Consider the following 18,654-nt stretch of genomic DNA (forward strand, 5'->3'; position numbering starts at 1 on the left):
TCATCTTCTCAGAGATTGGGCGGGGTGCTCCACTATCACCGGCCATGGTCTTACAAAAGGCGCTTTCGGTTACCCACAAATTCTGCCGAGGAGCCTGAATTTTTAGAGGTGTCCTTCAGTCAGAGGAAGCAGCTGGCGCAGCCGTCAGCAACGCCTGCATCGCCGCTTCGATGCGGGCGGTGGTGGTAGCATAGCTATCCGTGGCGTTTATCTGCATCGGCTTGCCAAAGCGAACGGTCACGGCGGCAATCGCTCGCGGCAGAACGGTATCGGGCGGGATGACTTTTTCGGTGTCTTCGACCACTACCGGTATGACCGGCACCTGCATTTCCATCGCAATCACCCCAGTTCCGCCTTTGAGAGGCAGGATGCCGAGATCCTCCCGGTTCTGGCGCCCTTCCGGGAAAATCAGCACATTCCAGCCATCGTCGAGCAAACGGCCAAAATATTCGAGGCCCGGCCGGATGTTTTCATTGACCCCTGTTGGAAATGGAAACGCGTTGAGCGCCAGCTCTCCGATCGGCACTGACCAGGCATATTTCTGATAGAAAACATCGGTTGCCGCCGCAATCCCCAGCCGCCAGCGGAACGGCTTGGGCAATGCGAAGGTAACTACGGCGGAATCGAGGAAACTGCGGTGATTCGCCATGAAGATTACCGGCCCTTGCAGCCCTTCCAGGTGTTCTGCTCCCTCGACCCGCAGCCGACAACATAACGAAATCCAGGATTGCAGAAAGAACCATTGCGCATAGGGCCGCAACCGTCTCGCCCAGGGTTTGAGCGACCAGCGCGGATATTTGCTCAGTTGCGGCGCAATTCGTTGCTGTGTCTCGAGCAGGGTCTCCAGCTGACCGACGGTCGTTTGCGGCGTGATCTGGACTTCCTCGATCGCGATGCCCCATTGGTCTTCGATCCGGGAAACCAGTTCGATCCGCAACAGGGAATCGATGCCAAGATCAGCACCGAGTAGCGTCGCCTCGCCCATCGTATCCGGCGGGACACCCGTCACCTGCCCCAAGAGACGTTTGAGAGGCGTCACCTCGGCCGAAACCTCAACTTTGTGGGCACCCTCCTGCTCGGCCAACTGATGCATGACTTCTTCCTTCTTGACCTTGCGCGTGACAGAGCGCGGGAAATCCGGCTCGGGCCAGACCGACCAGCTCATGATTTGCTGGTGTGGCGCCAGGTTCCGGTTGGCGCGCGCGATCGCCGCTTCGCCAGCAGCCGGATCGCACAGCAGCACGGCGTGAATGATGGTCTTTCCTTCCTTCTCCAGGCCGATGACAGCGCTGTCAGTCACTGCCGGATTGCGGTTGAGCTCGGCTTCGATATCCTCGGGAAACACATTCTCGCCGCTGGGCCCCAGGATCATGTACCGCCTGCGCCCAAACACATACAGATAGCCATCCTCATCCAGCCGCCCGCCGTCATCGGTCTTGAACCAGCCGCTGGCAAAAGCGGCCTCGGTACGCCGGGCATCATGATAATAGCCTGCCATCACCATCGGGCCACGTGCCAGGACTTCTCCATCGGTCGAAATGCGGATCTCCGCCCCTTCGATCGGTTTACCCACCGAGCCGATGCGGTGGCTGTCCGGTGTATTCACTGTCAGAATCGGACTGGTCTCCGTCAGCCCATACCCCTGCAAAACCTCAAGACCGAGCGACCACCACTTTTCTTCCACCACCGGGTCGAGCGCCGCGCCCCCGCAGGCAATGGCTTCCAGCGGACCGAAAATACGGCGGCAAATCTGCCGGCCGACAGGACGCCGTATAAAACCCGGCAGTCGCCCGATCCGCTCTTCCAAGCGGTCCATCATGGTTTTCAAGACTTCCGGCACGGCCACCAGGTGAGTCACTGGCGTATGCGCAAAGGTCTCGAGAATGGTGCGGGAAGTCGGCGTTGGCAGGTAGGTAACGGCGCAGCCTGCGTAGAAAGGACAAAACAGACTGGTCATCTGGCCGTAGGCATGGAACAGCGGCACCAGGCTGACAACATGATGATGCGGTGCCAGCGGAATGGCCTTGGATACCGCTTCCAGATCCGACAGCAGGTTTTCATGGCTCAGCATGACGCCCTTGGGATCGCCGGTGGTGCCGGAAGTATAGATGATCTCTGCGATTGCACTATTTTCGGATACAGCTGGCCACCGGAGCTCGTCCCGGATTTCCTTGCCGGCCGTCTGAATGGTAATCGTCGGCATGGGGGATGCCGGCCACATGGCATGACTGGAAATCAGCAGGCATTTTGGATTGGCCGAGGCAACCAGGCGCTCAATCTGACCGCCAGTACTTTTAGGATTGACCGGCACGACAACAGCGCCATGCGTCAGTATGGCAAGAAATGCGGCAGCCCAATCAGGTGAGTTCTCCGCAAACAGCAGCACCCGGTCTCCATGCCCAACGCCTTGTTCTTCCAGCACGGCTGCCAGCGCGGCAATCCGCCTGCCCATATCCTCGTAACGCCAGCGTATGGTACGGTAACGCGGCCGATACTGGATCGCCAGATGCGAGCCATGCTGGGCGATGCGTTCCCCCAGTAAAGCCGCCAGCGATTTCATTGCACCCAGGCCGCGGCAAAAGCCATGGCGTAATCGCCGTCATGGGAAATGGAAACGCTGAGTGTTTCCAGACCAGGATAGGGAGCAGTCAGCACGGCCTGCGGCGCACCGGATGCGGCATGCTCGATACCGATATTGAGCCAGTGTCCGGGCATCAGCGACAGGGCCTTGCCTACCGCCTCCTGCGCTGCAAAAATCCCGGCCAGCTGCTGGCTGGAGCGGCCACAAAGCTCGGCGGGTAGAAACAAGCGTTCGACAAAACTTGAACCACTCTCGAACAAACGCTTCTGGAAGCGGCTGATGCATACAATGTCGCAGCCGGTTTTCAGCATCATTCTTGTCTCCTCCTGTTCTCAGCGAGCGCCACACTTGGCTGATCGAAAGCAATCCTGATACTTTGCCAAAGCACTTCCAACGGGAATGCCGCTCTTGGAAAAGATAACTGCCCAGCCTTGGCTGCTTAAACATTTGCGCACAACCCTATTGCCAGACTTTCTGACAGTCTACCAAAGTAGACTTATTTAAGAAATCATTCCTTGCCATACCAGTCAATTCTTTTACGTTGGGCCATGAACCGATAGAATACGCATCCGGCTACAGACACTTCGCTTGGCAACAGTATCTGCATCCTATAAGCGGTTAGATGATTGCATCCAGATTTCTCATTTAGCCATCCACTCCTAATCAATCAACGCTCCAATTCATACGACATGTGGTTCAAGAATTTACAAATATATCGCTTTACTGACTGGCAAATCACACCTGCCGAACTGGAGGAATTGTTATCAAAGCGCCCGTTGCAGGCTTGTCTCAGCACGGAAATGCAGAGCCAGGGCTGGGTGCCGCCCGGCATTGAAAAAGACCAGCTGGTCTATGCGCGTGGACAGCAAATGCTGATTGCGCTCGGAACAGAGAAGAGATTACTGCCGGCTTCGGTCGTCAATCAGCTGGCCCAGACCAGAGCGCAGGAAATGGAAGCGCGGCAGGGATTCGCACCCGGCCGCAAACAGAAAAAAGAAATCAAGGAAGCCGCCTATTACGAATTGCTGGCGCGCGCATTCACTGTCCGCCAGGCCAGTTATGCATGGATCGATCCGGTTGACGGCTGGTTTGTTATCGATAGTGCCAATATCGCCAAAGCGGATGCATTGACGGAAGCTTTGCTCAAATCGATGCCAAGCCTCGCACTGCGGCGCATCCGCACGACCTTGTCACCGACATCGGCCATGACGCGGTGGTTATCGGGCGATGAGCCGCCTGCGGCATTTTCGGTCGACAGCGATAGCGTATTCCGGAGCAGGGATGACAAGAAAGTCTCGGTGAGCTATACCCGGCATCCCCTCGATCCACAGGAAATCGCCAAGCATGTCGGCACCGGCAAAGAAGTGACCAAGCTGGCCATGGTCTGGGAAGACAGGATCTCTTTTGTACTGGATGAGAATCTGCAGGTAAAGCGGCTGACCTTGCTGGATATCAACGAGGAGCCGGCCGAATCGGCCGAAGAACAGTTTGCCAGCGACTTCTTCCTGATGACCGAGGAACTCAAGCAATTGTTGCCCGATCTGATCGATGCAATGGGTGGTGAAGCCGCTGAATAGCGATTCAATTACCAGATTGATACATATTTATATGTCTTGGTTCATGGTGCGTGAACGCGCCCTGCATGAAAGGAAGGCATGCAACGGCCACCCATAGGGTAGCCGCTGCGGGATCAGGCTGGGTTTACTCGGAAGATTCCACTTTTTCCTGCTTGCGTGCCTGATGTTTTTCACGCCATTTCTCGTAACGGCGCTGCTTCATTTCTTCCAGTTTGGAAAACTGTTCAGGTGTCAATATCGTTTGCAGCTCTGATTGGGTTTCCTCACGGATTGCCTTGAATTTCTGTTTCTGTTGCTTGAAGAGTGCTTCCATTTGAGTTTTCTGGTCCTCGGTCAGCGACAGCTCCTTTTCTAGCCGCTCCATCTTCTTCGCGCGATACTGCTGATGATCACCTTTCTCGCTGGCGTATGCGACGGACGACAAGGGAAGGACCAAGGCAAATACGATACCAAACATTTTAGCGTTCATAATTGAGTCTCCTGGTTAATGAGTGAATCGATCGTGTTTATCGGCGCAGCATCCTGGCTGCGCTTGCAAACAACTTTACGCAGCAAATGCGTAAGCACTTTGCAACGATTGTGAAAAAAATGTGAAAGTTGACGCTGCCGCTACGCAATCACGATAGAACTGGATTAAAATCCTCGCGAACCGGGTTGTCCCGTTCCACCGGGGATCTGGATCTGTCGCGGCGACCGCCAACCATTGAGAGTCAGAGTCCCGTCATCCAGCTATAGTTCTGAATGAAGTGGTAACGGAACGTATCGATCACCGGCATCGTCTTATCCATTCAATCAAGTCTCTGTCAACAACCATTGTTCGGTCTGCAGCATGCTTCGAATGGCACTGTGCATTTGTCTAGCAGACAATTTAAATATATATTTGAATCTTTTGTTTGAAAACAGGCCATGATGTCCCATTCACCACCGAAGCTTTCCAAAACCAGAATGCGACTTATCGCCGCAGCCAGCCGGATTTTTGCTGAAAAAGGCTTCCAGGAAACGACAATTGCGGAAATCTGCAAACAAGCGCAAACCAATATCGCTGCGGTCAATTACTATTTCCGCGACAAGCAAAGCCTTTATCTCGAGGCTTGGCGTCATGCTTTCCATCGGGATCTTGCAATGCATCCTCCAGATGGCGGCATCGCAGCCGATGCCCCGCCTGAACAGCGCCTGGCAGGCCGTATCCGCTCATTGATCGCCCGGATCGCCGCCGACGATTCGCATTTTTTTGCGATCATCAATAAGGAAATGGCTCAACCGACCGCATTGCTCCCGGAAATTCTGGAAAAGGAAATCAATCCACAACGCCGGGCAATGCTCGCACTGATCAAGGAATGCCTGGGGCCTGAAGCGAACGACCAAACTATTCATTATTGCCACGCCAGCATCATCGGCCAGTGTTTTCATTTACTGAGAATCAAACATATTCAAAATAATTATCCGGCCATGAAAACCTGCCCGGAACTTGACGATTCGGCCGCCTATGCCGAACATGTCATAGGCTTTTCGCTCGCCGCCATCCACGCATTGCGCGACCGGCTCGAACACGGACATGGAGACAATCCATGGCCCTGTTGAAATATCCGGCCGTACTATTGCTTTGCCTGCTCAGCGCATGCAGCATCAAGCCCAAGGAATTCAACGTACCGGTGACATTGCCCACATCGTTCTCGATCAGCGGCAAGGAAACGTTACAGGATCGCTGGTGGCAGGATTTTAACGACCCGGCATTGAACCGTCTGATTGACACGGCACTGCAGCAGAATTTCAACCTGAGCGCCGCTTTCGAACGGCTCAAGCAGGCTCAGGCGATCGCCCGCAGAGCGGGTTCCGAGCTGATCCCTGCCATTAACGCGACATCCGGGGTGAGCCGCTTCATGAGCGATGATGCGGCAACCGGCTCGTCGACGTTCGACAATTTTTCACTGGGCCTGGTCGCCAGCTACGAGCTGGATCTCTGGGGCCGGATCCGGGCCGGCAGGTATGCCGCCGAGCAGGATGTCAGGGCTTTCGAACAGGATATCCATACCGCCGCAATCGCTTTGTCGGCTGAAATCGCGCACACCTGGTATCAATTGATCGAGCAGCAGAAACAACTCAACTTGCTGAATAACCAGATAGTCATCAACGAGGAATATGCCGATCTGGTTGAAGTCCGGTTCCGGGGCGGACAGGCGACCGCCGCTGACGTGTTCCAGCAACGCCAATTGCTGGAAGGTGTGATCGGTGACCGCTATACCGCGCGCGCCAATATCGATGTCCTGAAGAACCGCCTGGCAGTATTGACCGGGGAAGCGCCAGGCGCGCTGGAAATCATGGTCAGCGAGCATTTTCCCGAACTCACCGACCTGCCCGAAACCGGCTTGACCGCAAACCTGATTCAACGCCGCCCGGATGTGCGCCGGGCCTATCACCGTTTGCAGGCTGCCAATTTCAGAGTTGCCGCCGCAGTGGCCGATCGTTTCCCGCGTATTGGCCTGTCCGCCAGCCTCGACACCACCGCTCCCGATCTTCAGGCTTTCTTCAATAACTGGATCGCGACGCTTGCCGGCAATCTGGTGCTGCCACTGGTCGATGGCGGACGACGGGTTGCCGAAGTCGAGCGGACCAGAGCGGTAACCGAAGAAGCGCTCAACCTATACGGACAAAGCGTGCTGCAATCACTTGCGGAAGTCGAGAATGCCCTCGCCCAGGAAACGCGGCAACGCGAGCGCCTGGACAGTCTGAAACAGCAACTGCGTTATCTGAGCGAGGCCAACGACAATATTCGCATCCGTTCCGCCTACGGCGTTTTCGACTTCCTGCGCGTGCTCTCGACCCTGAACAGCTTGCAGGCGATGGAACGCACACTGATCCGCGCCGAACGTGAACTGGTCGATTTCAGGATCCAGCTCTACCGTTCGCTGGCAGGCGGTTGGCCGCTCGCACAACCCTCAGCAATCAGAACCATCCATAATGATTAATTTTCTTAAAAAACTATTCATCCTGTTTCTGTCGCTATCAATCATTGCCGTAGCCGGTTCGCTGTCATATTACTGGCTGACCAATAAACCCAGAGCCGAACGCAAACCCGTGACCGTCACTGCCCCGCTGGTTGAAGTGATCACACCGGGCGCCATCGATCACCAAGTGACAGTTTTCGCACTGGGCAATGTGATCGCTTCGCAAAGCGTCAATCTCAATTCGCAAGTGGATGGCATGGTCATGTCGGTCAGCAAGAATTTCATTGAGGGCGGCTTATTGAAGAAAGGCGAGGAAATCGTCAGGCTGGATCCGACCGATTACAAACTGCGCCTGCGCCAAGCGCAGGATGATCTGGTGCGGGCCAAATTCAACTTGAAGCTGGAACTGGGTCAACAGGCGATCGCGCAACGTGAATACCAGCTGCTCGGCGAAGAATTGGACGAACTGGCCAGCGAGCTAGTGCAGCGCAAACCCCATCTGGAAGCTTCCAAATCGGCACTGGATGCCGCCCAGGCAGCGCTCGAACAGGCCCGGCTGAGCCTGCAGCGCACGCGCACCATCGCACCTTTCAATGCAGTCGTCAGCGAGCGCAACGCCAACATCGGTTCCTGGGTATCGACTTTTTCGACCGGCACACCGCTGGTGCAGCTGGTTGCGACCGATACTTTCTGGATCGATGTCTCGATACCGCTCAACAAATTGAACTGGATCGATATTCCAGGCTTCAACGGCGAACAGGGTGCTGCCGTGACCATCAGTTACGAACAGGTCTGGGGCGCAGGCGCTTTCAGGACTGGCAAGGTCAAGCGGCTCAAGCCCGGCGTGGAACCGGAAGGCCGCATGGCCAAGTTGATTGTCGAGGTGGAAGACCCGCTGGGACTCAAGCCCGCCAACAAAACCGCGCCACGCCTGATACTGGGCACGCTGGTACAGGTCGCGATAGCGGGAAAGACGCTCAACAATGTGCTGCCAGTTCCTGAAACCCTGCTGCATGACGGCAATCAGCTGTGGCTGATGACCGAACAAAACAGGCTGGATATCGTCACCATCGAACCGCTCTGGAGCGAGCAAGGTTACGTCTATCTGAGTGCGGCAGCGCTGCCGGCCCAGCCCCGCATCGTCAGCAGCAATTTGCCCGCTCCGGTTCAAAACATGCAGCTCCGCACGCATGAACCCGAGCACCTCAACCCGACCACCAGTCAACCATGATACCCACCGCACAACATTCGAAACATGCAGGCCCAATCGCCTGGATGGCCGGTCATACCGTTGCCGCCAATCTGGCCATGGCGGTATTTCTGATCGGGGGCTTTTTATTTCTGCTCGGCATGCGGCAGGAAGTGTTTCCCGAGTTTGAAATCGATACTGTCAGCATCAGTGTCGCATACCCCGGAGCCAGCCCAGAGGAAATCGAAAACGGCATTATTCTGGCGATAGAGGATGCCATTGGCGGACTTGAAGGCATCGATCAAATCAACTCCTCGGCCCAGGAAGATGTCGGCACGGTCATCGTCGATGCACTGAGAGGCACCAACATGCAAAGGCTGGTGCAGGAAATCCAGAGGGAAATCGACCGCATCACAACTTTCCCGCTCGACGCTGAAAAACCGCAAGTGGCCGTATCCGCCCGCCGGCGGGAGGTAATCTCGATCGTTCTGTACGGCGATGCCCAGGAAAATGTGCTGCATGAACTGGCCGAACAGTTCCGGGATCAACTGCTGCAGGATCCGGGTATTACCCAGATCGATCTGAGCGGCATCAAGCCGATGGAAATCGCGATCGAGGTTCCCCAGGAAGAACTGCGGCGCTACCGGCTGTCGCTGGGCGAGATCGCGCAACGCATCACTGCAGCCAATATCGACCTGCCGAGCGGCAGCGTCAAAACCGACAGTGGTGAAATCCTGATCCGCGTCAAGGAGCGGCGTGAATATGGACGGCAATTCGCGCATCTGCCGATCGTCACCACAGCGGACGGCAGCCAGATCAAGCTGGGCGATATTGCCCGCGTCAACGACGGTTACGATGAGAGCGATTATTACGCGACGTTCAATAACAAACCGGCGGTCATGATTCAGGTTTTCAGTGTCGGAGAGCAAACGCCGATTCAGATCTCTGAATCCGTCAAACGCATGATCGCACAAATCGGCCCCGAGCTTCCCGACGGGATCACAGCGGAAATCCGCCGTGACCGATCGGTGGAATATTCGCAGCGCATCGATCTGTTGTTGCGCAACAGCGCACTGGGCTTGTCTCTGGTGTTCATCATGCTGTCGCTATTTCTGGAGTTGCGGCTGGCGTTCTGGGTCATGATGGGCATTCCGATCGCTTTTCTCGGATCCTTCCTGATTCTGCCAGGCATTGGGGTCAGCCTGAACATGATTACACTGTTCGCGTTCATCATCGCGCTGGGGATCGTGGTCGATGATGCGATCATTATAGGCGAGAATATCTATCACTACCGGCAGGAAGGCCTGACGGCACTCGATGCCGCAATCAGGGGTGCGCGCGAAATGGCAATGCCGATCACCTTCAGCATTCTGACCAACATCGCCACTTTCATGCCACTGCTGTTCATACCCGGCATCATGGGCAAAATCTTTTACATGATTCCGCTGGTCGTCATCACAGTCTTCCTGCTATCGCTGGTGGAAAGCCTGTTCGTTTTGCCGAACCACTTGAGCCGCCTGCAGCCGATGAAACGGCATGGGATCCGGGCCTGGATACACCATCAGCAGCAAAAATTCAGCCATGGCTTCAGACATTGGACCCATCATGGCTATGGCCCTTTTCTCGAACTGGCGCTGAAACATCGCTATTTGACCGTAATCGCCGCCTTCGCCTTGTTGATTGCAACGCTTTCCTACGCGATCAGCGGGCGTATGGGCATGACACTGTTTCCCAAAATAGAATCCGATTATGCCCAGGTCACTCTGGTCATGCCATTCGGAACGCCGGTTGCCAAAACCGAGGCCATTGCCAGTTATCTGTCGGCAACCGCGCGGCGGGTGGCGGACAATACACCCGGCGGCGATCAATTGCTGACCGGCATTTTTGCCGAAATTGGTACTTCCGACAACCAAAGAACGCTCGGCAGCCATCTGGCCCGCGTCCAGGCCTACCTGGCACCGCCGGAAATACGCGAGAAAATCATGAGTACCGAGCAATTCAGCGATCGCTGGCGTGAAATGACCGGTGATATTCCCGGCATCGAATCGATCCTGTTCGAATCGGATGCCGGAGGGCCAGGCTCGGGCGCTGCGATCACGATCGAATTGAATCACCGGGATATCAGCGTATTGGAACAGGCCAGCCGGCAACTGGCGGATGCACTGAGCGCCTATCCGATCGTCAACGATGTATCGAGCGGCTTTGCCAGCGGCAAGGAGCAGCTGGACTTCACACTGCTGCCGGCAGGCCGCAGTCTTGGGCTGACAGCCGAGAATGTCGCACGCCAGATTCGCAACGCCTTTTTTGGCGCCGAGGTGCTGCGTCAGCAACGGGGGCGCAATGAAATCAAAATCATGGTCAGATTACCCCAGGCGGAGCGCATGTCGGTGCAAAACGTTGAGAACCTGATGCTGTGGACACCGGCGGGTGTTGAAATCCCGCTCACCGAAGCCGTGCGCATTGAACGGGGGCGGGCCTATACCGAAATCAACCGCCGCGATGGCCGCCGCAACGTTCAAGTCAAATCGGGTGTCACACCACGCAGCAAAGCCGGTGAAATCCTGAATGACCTGGAAGCGACCGAATTACCGCGCCTCAAAGAAGCATTTCCAGGCCTGCAATACAGCTTCCAGGGACGACAGGCCGAAATGGCAGACAGCATGAACAGCCTTAAACTCAGTTTCGTGCTGGCATTGCTGGCAATCTATGCCATGCTGGCGATCCCGTTCCGCAGCTACATCCTGCCTCTGATCGTTATCGTCAGCATTCCTTTTGGCATCATCGGCGCGATCTTCGGCCATCTGCTGATGGGATTTGATCTCAGCATTCTCAGCATGCTGGGTATCGTTGCGCTGTCTGGTATCGTTGTCAACGATTCACTGGTGTTGATCAACTATGCCAATACACTGCGCACTGGTAGCCACGCATCGCCGCTGCAGATCATCAAGACCGCCAGCATTCAACGCCTCAGGCCAATACTGCTAACCACCCTGACCACCTTCTGCGGGTTGATGCCGATGATCCTGGAGACCTCCCGGCAAGCCAGGATGCTGATCCCGATGGCAATTTCGATCGGTTTCGGGATTGTTTTCGCCACATTGATCACCCTGGTGCTGATTCCGTCCTTGTACCTGGTCGTCGAGGACATACGCAACTTGCGGAGAAATAAAGCGCTGCCACAAGTCCAGGAATGAGCCTTTATCCCAGTCAGGCTATTCGATTTGCTGCGGGTCATAGCGATAACCCGCACCATAGACGGAATGAATGATTTCCTTGTCCGGGAGCAATTCGGTCAGTTTCTTTCTCAGTTTCTTGATGTGACTGTCGATGGTCCGATCGGACACGATCCGTTGGTCCTGATAAATCAAATCCATGAGTTTGGCGCGTGAGAAAATACGGCCGGGTTGCTGATACAGTGTGTGAAACAACTGGAATTCCACTGTTGTCAGTTCAACCTCCCGCCCCTCGTACTGTACCTTGAAGCTTTGCGGGCAGAGCCTGATTGCCTGCCCGGTGGCGTTTATGGCAGCTGGCTGCAATCTGCGCAAGACGGCCTTTACGCGGGCAACCATTTCCCTCGGGCTGAAGGGCTTGCAAATATAATCATCGGCACCCATTTCCAGGCCAAGCAAGCGGTCAACTTCCTCAATCCGGGCGGTCACAATGATAATCGGCACCTGGCTGAAACGGCGGATGTCACGGCAAATATCAAGCCCATCCCGGCCTGGCACCATCAGATCGAGCAGCACTAGGTCAACCATGTTGTCCTTCAGCCAGGGTACGACGGCCAGGCCATCGCTCAAGCAGTGGGTTTCCATTCCGGCGTGACGCAGGTAATCCGCCTCCAGTTGTGCCAGTTTGGGCTCGTCCTCGACGATCAGAATACGGTTCATGGCACGACTGGCAGGGAAACAGATATTGACAGGCCGCCGAGCCTGGAAGGGGTCGCCTGCAGTTCACCTGCATGTGCCCTGACAATGTTGCTGCAAATGGCCAGTCCCAGACCGGCACCCCCCAGGTGCCGGTTGCGTGAGGGATCCACACGATAGAAGCGATCGAACAAATGCTGGATATCCTGCCCGGATACGCCGGGACTGCTGTCAGCCAGCTCGATCACCAATCTATCCGCCAGGCGTTGAATCGTGATTTCCACTCGCCCACCCGGATCGGTATGATTGAGGCTATTCGTCAGCAGATTGCGGAATAGCTGGGATAAGCGGTCGGGATCGGCATTGATCGATAAGGGCCTGGTCAGATGATTAATCCACTTGACACTGATTTGCTTGTTGGTGAAATCATGCATGAATGCAGCAAGATCCTCCTGCAATATCGGCACTGGATCAAGCAAGGTCTTCCGGTAACTCAAGGCGCCCTGATCGGACAACGACAATTGATAAAGATCTTCGGTCAGGCGGTTGAGACGCATGACATCGCCTGACAGCGACTTGATCGCCTCGGCGGTCAATGGACGTATCCCGTCCATAATCGCTTCCAGTTCACCCCGCAACACTGCCAGCGGCGTGCGCAGTTCATGCGAAATATCTGCCACCCAGCGCCTGCGGCTTTGCTCGGCCTGCGCCAGCGCAGCAGCCATATCATTGAAATTGCGTGCCAGCTGACCCATCTCGTCACTCGATTCGACTGGCAGCCTGGCCGCATAATCGCCTGCAGCCAGCTTTCTCGTCGCCGCTGTGATGCATTTCAGCGGGCGGCCGAGATGATAGGCCAGAAACCAGGCAATCAAGGCAGAGAGAAGCACCATGACCAAAGCCACCCAGAAGAATAAATTGGTCTGCCGTTCCATAAAATAAATATCGCTGGCCTGCACGACCGGCTTGCCGGGTAACAAACCCAGAAAACCGACGGTTTGCCGATCATGCCGGATAGGGTATAAATCTGCCTGGGACAGCAACGTTTCTCGTCCGAACAGAATCGCCCGATCGGCATCCAGCAACATCACACGCAAACCAAACGGCGTCCACCTTTTTCTGCTATTTTCAGGCGGCATACCGGCGGGTGGCCATGATTGTTCGGGTTCCCGTTGCGCTTGCTCGATCACCCATACCGGCGGATGGTGACGGTGTGGATCGGCATGCCAGAGCAATGCAATCCAGTTGTGCTTGTTACCGGTCAGATTCTGCCAGCCCTGGTTGTGGGCGTAGTGTTCTGCCAGCACATCGAGAATTTTATCCAACCGCTCCTGCTGTCTTTGTTCAACAAATTCGGTGAATCCTTTTTCGAGCGACCAGCGGGTAAACACATGCATCCCCAGCACCACCAGCAAAGTCGTCAGCAGGAAAGTTAGAAATAATTTGATCCGGATGGACATGACGTAGTACTCATTCTGCATACAAAGCCCGGCTGTGCCGGGCATAACTATTCCTGCAAGCCAGTTCAATTGGCCGTTTGCATGCGCTTGTCATACCACATGCCTGCTGACAACTGGCCTTTGGCAGACCTGTTCGCTAAGCACCACACACTGCAGTGCTGGGCGCCAATCGAATGCACAGACATGCTCCCGAATAATTGTCTAGGGAAATTGTGCAAGAAATATGAACCGGCCCGGGCTGACAGCGGTCGGTAGCGCGGCAGCTGAACCCAAGGCAGCACAATCTATAAAAACAAGTTTTTCTCAATCAAGCTATCATCTGGCTGGTTAGCGCTGCAAGCAATATGGCGGCCAATTTCCAATCAATATATTTTTCGATCGATATCCCGGGAGCGGCGATAATCATTGCTTTGTCGATCGCCTTGTACAATGACAGGGCAAATCAACGTTTCCCGGGATTCCAAATGGAGGATCATGCATGATCGGTGACAACCTGATCAAAGCTGTCATCGCAGTTGTGGTATTCATTCTCGCTACCTCGGCGCTAGGGTATTGGCTCGAGGATGAGTTAACAATGGCCACCACCTGGGTGGTTAATAAAATCGGCTTCTTCGGCCTCGGCCTAATCCTGCTGGTGACGGATACGCTGGTCACACCCTTCCCGCCGGATATCCTGCTATTGGTCATTGCCAAGAGCCCGTTGGCCGAACAATGGCAATCTTATGTGCTGATACTCGGCATGATTTCCTGCCTTGCCGGCATGCTCGGCTGGGGCATTGGCCGCTGGCTGGGGCGTTTTGAATTCGTCAAACGTACTTTTGGTGATTTCAAGGCAGAACATCGTGAGTTCATTCGCCGCTACGGGTTCTGGGCCGTTGTGATCGGGTCAATCACGCCTTTCCCGTTTTCAGTCACTTGCTGGACGGCGGGTATGCTGGAATTGCGCTGGATTACCGTACTCGCCGCCGCGATATCATTCCGGATTCCCCGCTTTTTCTTTTACTACTGGTTGATCACCTCGGCTGGCAATTGGATTTAAGCGCCGGCATGTTTCTGCATGATGCTCAAACTGACGACCATCCTGGTACAACCTGCCGCAACATTCATGCCTTTTCTTCTCCGCTCACTCATTACCTGGGAAACTTCAGCGTATATGTCCGATTATCAGGATAATGATGAGAAACAAGCCCAGTATGGCAATTATGCTATTGACTGCAAGCCCCCATCTGGCTGCATAACCCGGTGGAAACTCTACTGGTTGCAATGTACGCAGTACGATCGAGTACTGACGGGCGGAAAAGGCTGAAGCAAAACAGCCCAGGGCGATGAAAAATATGCCCACCCAGAATGTCAAAGCAACCTGCGCTGCATGCACGCTGTCAGGAGCGATGGCTTCCATCAGCAGGCCGGCGCGCTCGACGATAAAACCAAAAGCGATTAATGAAAGACTCGTCCTGTTCCAGGCCAGCAAGGTGCGCTCAGCCGCAAACAACACTCTTGGATCTTTGAGATCAGACACTATTTCTCCTCGTTACACATTGGGCATGGAAAACTGGCTTATTTTACAGCCGTACTGGGTCTGATCATTGATCAAACAATCTTGGTTTCAGCTCGACTACCTCCACGCGACTACCTCCACGAAGTTTGGCATGGCCGCAAGTCCGGACAATCAGACTAAATAGTCTCCAGACCATGGTCGAATTGACTAACCAGCGCAGCCACCACATCGAACAATGAACCCGCTCCCTGGAAAATATCGCGCTGCCGAATATAACCAATCCCATTGCCGGCCACCCGGCGATTCAGCTGCTCGAGATAATTCGCTTCACCCAGTTCCACGGCCACCGCCATCAAGTCTCGACACAGCTCAAGCCAAACCGTGCGCAGCGGTTTAACTTCCCCCCGGGGTGAATAGACAAAATTGGCACCCATCCCCAGGCGGGTCGCCTGATAGTGGTTTTCCTTCTCCAACCACCAGGGCAGCGCCGTGACCGTGCAGGCTGCAGACCAAGAAGCCTCTTTTTGTCGCAGGAGATAAACCGCCAGCACATGAACAAGAGCCGCGAGCGATGCTGCTTCGGCAATAGTCGTCTGGGCATCCATCACTCTCACTTCGACTGTCCCATAATAGGGACAAGGCCGGATATCCCAGTGGATATCACGGATATGGTTGAATACACCGGCCTGAGAGACAGTGGCAAAAAACTCGTCGAACTGCTGCCAGCTCTTGAAGGAGGGAGGAATGCCATAACTGCGGGAAGCTGACAGGATCCGATGCCGGTATGAAGCAAAATCGCTTTCACAGCCGCGCCAGTAGGGCGAGTTGGCAGAAACCGCAATCAACAGCGGCAGAAAAGATTTGAGATGGCGCATGACATAGATGGCATCCTCACCGGATGCCATGCCAACATGCACATGGGTAGCGTAGGTAATCTGATTGTGACTGATATAACCAGCTTCTCGCTCCATCATCTGGTAGCGGGGCAAAGGCGTGATTGTCGCTTGGCGCTGGCAAAAAGGATGGGTACCCGCACCGCACAAACGCATGCCAATTTGCAAGGCATTCTCCCTGAGTTCCAGCGCAATACGCTGCAAATCCGCCTCGACTTCGGTTGCACTTTTACAGATTCTGGTAGCGATCTCGACGGTATTTTGAATGAACTCGGGCTTGACGTAGAGATTGTCCGGATAGATCTCGAGCAGTGGGATGATGCCATCGACCAGGTCAAGGGAATGCTGATCGAGGAGTTGCAATTCCAGCTCCACTCCCAGGGTAAAAGGCTCTGAAGCAATGAAGTCGAGCGCGGTCATTGCGAGTAGCTATGTGCCGCCTCGCGCACCACTTCAGCAAAATACTTGGCGCCCACTTCAAGCACGCCCTCATGGATATCGAAATCAGGGCTGTGCAAAGGAATGTATTCATGTGCCGATTTACGTGCGCCAAACCGGACATAGCAGCCCGGAATTTCTTGCAGATAATAGGAAAAATCTTCCGATCCCATGCTGGGGTAATCCATTGTCATCATCCCGGCATGCCCCACAATCCGCTCGGCAGCCCGGTAGGCAATGCGGCTTTCCTGCTCGGTATTCACTACCGGCGGGTAACCTTCCTGAATATCCACCTCGATTCTGGCATTGTGCAGCACTTCCAGCGCCTTCGCCATGCGCTTGATACCCGCATGGATATGCTCGCGCACTTCCGGCAAGGTGGTACGGATGGAACCATCCAGCTCGGCGGTCTCGGCAATGACGTTGGGCGCGCTGCCCGCGCGCACGGTACCGATGGTGATCACCGAAGGAAAAATCGGATTGATTTCCCGGGATACTAACGTCTGCAGGGTGGTGATAAGCAGACCGGCAACAATCACGGCGTCGACTGCCTCGTGAGGTCTCGCCCCGTGCCCGCCACGCCCCCGGACACGAATCGAAAACCGATCCGATTGTGCGGTAATCACACCACTGGCCACCATAATCTCGCCCACCCGGTAATGGTGTGTCACATGGCCGCCAAAAATGGCTTTTACTCCCTTGAGGGCGCCCGACTTCAGCACCACTCTGGCACCGCCGCCCCTCTCCTCGGCTGGTTGAAATACCAACAATACATGGCAGGGTGGCGGATCCCGTTTCAGCAACGCGGCAGCCCCCAGCAGCATGGCCATATGAGCATCGTGGCCGCAGGCGTGCATCTTGCCTTCAATGGTGGAAGAGAATGGCAGGCCAGTGGCTTCGCTGCCAGGTAACGCGTCCATTTCCGCCCGCAAGGCTATGGTCGGCGCATCGGCATCCGGCACCGCCAGCCGCCCCACCACACCGCCACCGACGCCGCCGTATTCATGGGGAATGCCCAATTGGTCGAGTTCCGCCATGACCATACGAGCGGTATCGGCTTCCTCGAAGGCGAGCTCTGGGTGGCGGTGAAACATTCGTCGGCGTTCCACCATCCACTGATGGAGTGATTGCATGGTATCCAATGATGGCATCGCCCCTCCGTTCGCTCAGGCTGATTGGCAATTGAATGACGGATACAGGCTGGCAATCGCTAGCGCCTATCCGATCTTTCAGGCGGGTATACGAGAATAAATCTACGCAAAGTCACATGGATTGTCAAACAGGGCATGCGCCCATCAGCAAGTTGTCAGACCGCCGTATCCGCCTCCGGCATAATCAGGCCAAAACACAAGGTGGCAGGAGATAACAAGGACCGATGGCTCTCATCATCGATAAATCTATTGACAGACAAGTCAATACAGCGTACAGAAATATATGACTACGTGCTTTGCAAAACCAGGCGACTATGATCAATCATCACTCTTCACACTTTTGGTCCTTAAGGTGGAAAAGCAAATGAAAAACTTCATCCCTCTGTTGCCTTGGCTGCTCCATTACGACCAGGCAAATCTACGCGGAGATATATCAGCGGGTTTAACTGTTGGCGTCATGCTCATCCCGCAAGGCATGGCCTATGCGATGCTGGCCGGTCTCCCACCGATTTATGGGTTGTATGCATCCCTGGTTCCACTGCTCCTCTATGCGTTATTTGGCACTTCACGGCAGCTCGCGGTAGGCCCTGTTGCGATGGTCGCATTGATGGTTGCCGCGGGTGTCGGCACGATTGCCGAACCGGGAACGGATGCCTATATCGCTTATGCCATCCTGCTGGCATTCATGGTAGGAATGATACAGCTCAGCATGGGCATCCTGCGCATGGGGTTTCTCGTCAATTTTCTATCCCATCCAGTCATTACCGGCTTTACATCGGCAGCGGCGATCATTATCGCCTTCAGTCAGCTTCAGCATTTGCTTGGCATTCCCTTGCCCCAGACCAACCAAATCCACGAAATTGTCTCGCTTGCAATTCGAGAGCTCGAGGCTGTCAATATCCCGACCTTGCTATTAGGCAGTGCAAGCATCGCTTGCATTCTGTTATTAAAAAAATGGGGCTCCTCGGCAGAATTTGTGGGTAACCGAAAGCGCCTTTTGTAAGACCATGGCCGGTGATAGTGGAGCACCCCGCCCAATCTCTGAGAAGATGA

Annotated in this window: 15 protein-coding genes; 7 read left to right on the forward strand and 8 right to left on the reverse strand. The window is 55.0% G+C overall.

Going from position 1 to position 18,654, the window contains the following annotated elements; genetic code table 11:
- Positions 1–115: 115 nt before the first annotated feature.
- Positions 116–2,560 carry an AMP-binding protein gene (locus BLV85_RS11685; protein WP_090415357.1) on the reverse strand — a complete coding sequence of 815 codons (2,445 nt, stop codon included), beginning with the start codon at positions 2,558–2,560 and terminating at the stop codon, positions 116–118.
- Complete coding sequence (locus BLV85_RS11690) at positions 2,557–2,895, reverse strand: holo-ACP synthase (RefSeq protein ID WP_090415360.1); 339 nt, start codon at positions 2,893–2,895, stop codon at positions 2,557–2,559. The genes BLV85_RS11685 and BLV85_RS11690 overlap by 4 nt, the downstream gene beginning before the upstream one ends.
- Before the next feature lie 375 nt (positions 2,896–3,270).
- On the opposite strand from BLV85_RS11690, the gene BLV85_RS11695 reads away from it, so the two are divergent.
- Positions 3,271–4,158: a recombination-associated protein RdgC gene (locus tag BLV85_RS11695; protein WP_090415363.1), complete on the forward strand. Its 888-nt coding sequence runs from the start codon at positions 3,271–3,273 to the stop codon at positions 4,156–4,158.
- Positions 4,159–4,282: 124 nt separating this feature from the next.
- Here BLV85_RS11695 and BLV85_RS11700 read toward each other — a convergent pair whose 3' ends face one another.
- Complete coding sequence (locus tag BLV85_RS11700; protein WP_090415365.1) at positions 4,283–4,627, reverse strand: Spy/CpxP family protein refolding chaperone; 345 nt, start codon at positions 4,625–4,627, stop codon at positions 4,283–4,285.
- A gap of 476 nt (positions 4,628–5,103) precedes the next feature.
- On the opposite strand from BLV85_RS11700, the gene BLV85_RS11705 reads away from it, so the two are divergent.
- The 4 genes from BLV85_RS11705 to BLV85_RS11720 are packed head-to-tail and all read left to right on the forward strand — an operon-like array spanning position 5,104 to position 11,486.
- On the forward strand, positions 5,104–5,739 hold the full coding sequence (locus BLV85_RS11705; RefSeq protein WP_218132828.1) for a CerR family C-terminal domain-containing protein: 636 nt from the start codon (positions 5,104–5,106) through the stop codon (positions 5,737–5,739).
- A complete protein-coding gene (locus tag BLV85_RS11710) occupies positions 5,727–7,124 on the forward strand; it encodes an efflux transporter outer membrane subunit (protein ID WP_090415368.1) in 1,398 nt (465 codons plus the stop codon). Before BLV85_RS11705 ends, BLV85_RS11710 begins: the two co-directional genes overlap by 13 nt.
- A complete protein-coding gene (locus tag BLV85_RS11715) occupies positions 7,117–8,334 on the forward strand; it encodes an efflux RND transporter periplasmic adaptor subunit (protein WP_090415370.1) in 1,218 nt (405 codons plus the stop codon). The genes BLV85_RS11710 and BLV85_RS11715 overlap by 8 nt, the downstream gene beginning before the upstream one ends.
- Entirely contained in the window at positions 8,331–11,486 is a 3,156-nt protein-coding gene (locus BLV85_RS11720) for an efflux RND transporter permease subunit (RefSeq protein ID WP_090415371.1), read from the forward strand. Before BLV85_RS11715 ends, BLV85_RS11720 begins: the two co-directional genes overlap by 4 nt.
- An 18-nt stretch (positions 11,487–11,504) precedes the next feature.
- Here BLV85_RS11720 and BLV85_RS11725 read toward each other — a convergent pair whose 3' ends face one another.
- Positions 11,505–12,185: a response regulator gene (locus BLV85_RS11725; protein WP_090415373.1), complete on the reverse strand. Its 681-nt coding sequence runs from the start codon at positions 12,183–12,185 to the stop codon at positions 11,505–11,507.
- Entirely contained in the window at positions 12,182–13,642 is a 1,461-nt protein-coding gene (locus BLV85_RS11730; RefSeq protein WP_245725205.1) for an ATP-binding protein, read from the reverse strand. The genes BLV85_RS11725 and BLV85_RS11730 overlap by 4 nt, the downstream gene beginning before the upstream one ends.
- 457 nt (positions 13,643–14,099) lie before the next feature.
- On the opposite strand from BLV85_RS11730, the gene BLV85_RS11735 reads away from it, so the two are divergent.
- Positions 14,100–14,660: a YqaA family protein gene (locus tag BLV85_RS11735; RefSeq protein ID WP_090415375.1), complete on the forward strand. Its 561-nt coding sequence runs from the start codon at positions 14,100–14,102 to the stop codon at positions 14,658–14,660.
- Positions 14,661–14,765: 105 nt separating this feature from the next.
- Here BLV85_RS11735 and BLV85_RS11740 read toward each other — a convergent pair whose 3' ends face one another.
- The 3 genes from BLV85_RS11740 to BLV85_RS11750 all read right to left on the reverse strand — a co-directional run bounded on the left by BLV85_RS11740 (position 14,766) and on the right by BLV85_RS11750 (position 17,601).
- Entirely contained in the window at positions 14,766–15,140 is a 375-nt protein-coding gene (locus BLV85_RS11740; protein WP_090415376.1) for a YidH family protein, read from the reverse strand.
- A gap of 155 nt (positions 15,141–15,295) precedes the next feature.
- Positions 15,296–16,432, reverse strand: coding sequence for a carboxylate-amine ligase (locus tag BLV85_RS11745; protein ID WP_090415378.1), 1,137 nt, complete (start codon positions 16,430–16,432; stop codon positions 15,296–15,298).
- On the reverse strand, positions 16,429–17,601 hold the full coding sequence (locus BLV85_RS11750) for a M20 metallopeptidase family protein (protein ID WP_090415379.1): 1,173 nt from the start codon (positions 17,599–17,601) through the stop codon (positions 16,429–16,431). The genes BLV85_RS11745 and BLV85_RS11750 overlap by 4 nt, the downstream gene beginning before the upstream one ends.
- Positions 17,602–17,965: 364 nt before the next feature.
- On the opposite strand from BLV85_RS11750, the gene BLV85_RS11755 reads away from it, so the two are divergent.
- Positions 17,966–18,604 carry a SulP family inorganic anion transporter gene (locus BLV85_RS11755; protein WP_090415381.1) on the forward strand — a complete coding sequence of 213 codons (639 nt, stop codon included), beginning with the start codon at positions 17,966–17,968 and terminating at the stop codon, positions 18,602–18,604.
- Positions 18,605–18,654 lie beyond the last annotated feature (50 nt).

Source organism: Nitrosomonas halophila (assembly GCF_900107165.1).
GTDB classification, from domain to species: domain Bacteria; phylum Pseudomonadota; class Gammaproteobacteria; order Burkholderiales; family Nitrosomonadaceae; genus Nitrosomonas; species Nitrosomonas halophila.

Bases quoted from the DNA above. Each gene is read 5' to 3' on its own strand.
- BLV85_RS11685 (WP_090415357.1), bottom strand. From the start codon at position 2,560: ATGAAATCGCTGGCGGCTTTACTGGGGGAACGCATCGCCCAGCATGGC.
- BLV85_RS11690 (WP_090415360.1), bottom strand. From the start codon at position 2,895: ATGATGCTGAAAACCGGCTGCGACATTGTATGCATCAGCCGCTTCCAG.
- BLV85_RS11695 (WP_090415363.1), top strand. From the start codon at position 3,271: ATGTGGTTCAAGAATTTACAAATATATCGCTTTACTGACTGGCAAATC.
- BLV85_RS11700 (WP_090415365.1), bottom strand. From the start codon at position 4,627: ATGAACGCTAAAATGTTTGGTATCGTATTTGCCTTGGTCCTTCCCTTG.
- BLV85_RS11705 (WP_218132828.1), top strand. From the start codon at position 5,104: ATGCGACTTATCGCCGCAGCCAGCCGGATTTTTGCTGAAAAAGGCTTC.
- BLV85_RS11710 (WP_090415368.1), top strand. From the start codon at position 5,727: ATGGCCCTGTTGAAATATCCGGCCGTACTATTGCTTTGCCTGCTCAGC.
- BLV85_RS11715 (WP_090415370.1), top strand. From the start codon at position 7,117: ATGATTAATTTTCTTAAAAAACTATTCATCCTGTTTCTGTCGCTATCA.
- BLV85_RS11720 (WP_090415371.1), top strand. From the start codon at position 8,331: ATGATACCCACCGCACAACATTCGAAACATGCAGGCCCAATCGCCTGG.
- BLV85_RS11725 (WP_090415373.1), bottom strand. From the start codon at position 12,185: ATGAACCGTATTCTGATCGTCGAGGACGAGCCCAAACTGGCACAACTG.
- BLV85_RS11730 (WP_245725205.1), bottom strand. From the start codon at position 13,642: ATGCAGAATGAGTACTACGTCATGTCCATCCGGATCAAATTATTTCTA.
- BLV85_RS11735 (WP_090415375.1), top strand. From the start codon at position 14,100: ATGATCGGTGACAACCTGATCAAAGCTGTCATCGCAGTTGTGGTATTC.
- BLV85_RS11745 (WP_090415378.1), bottom strand. From the start codon at position 16,432: ATGACCGCGCTCGACTTCATTGCTTCAGAGCCTTTTACCCTGGGAGTG.
- BLV85_RS11750 (WP_090415379.1), bottom strand. From the start codon at position 17,601: ATGCCATCATTGGATACCATGCAATCACTCCATCAGTGGATGGTGGAA.
- BLV85_RS11755 (WP_090415381.1), top strand. From the start codon at position 17,966: ATGAAAAACTTCATCCCTCTGTTGCCTTGGCTGCTCCATTACGACCAG.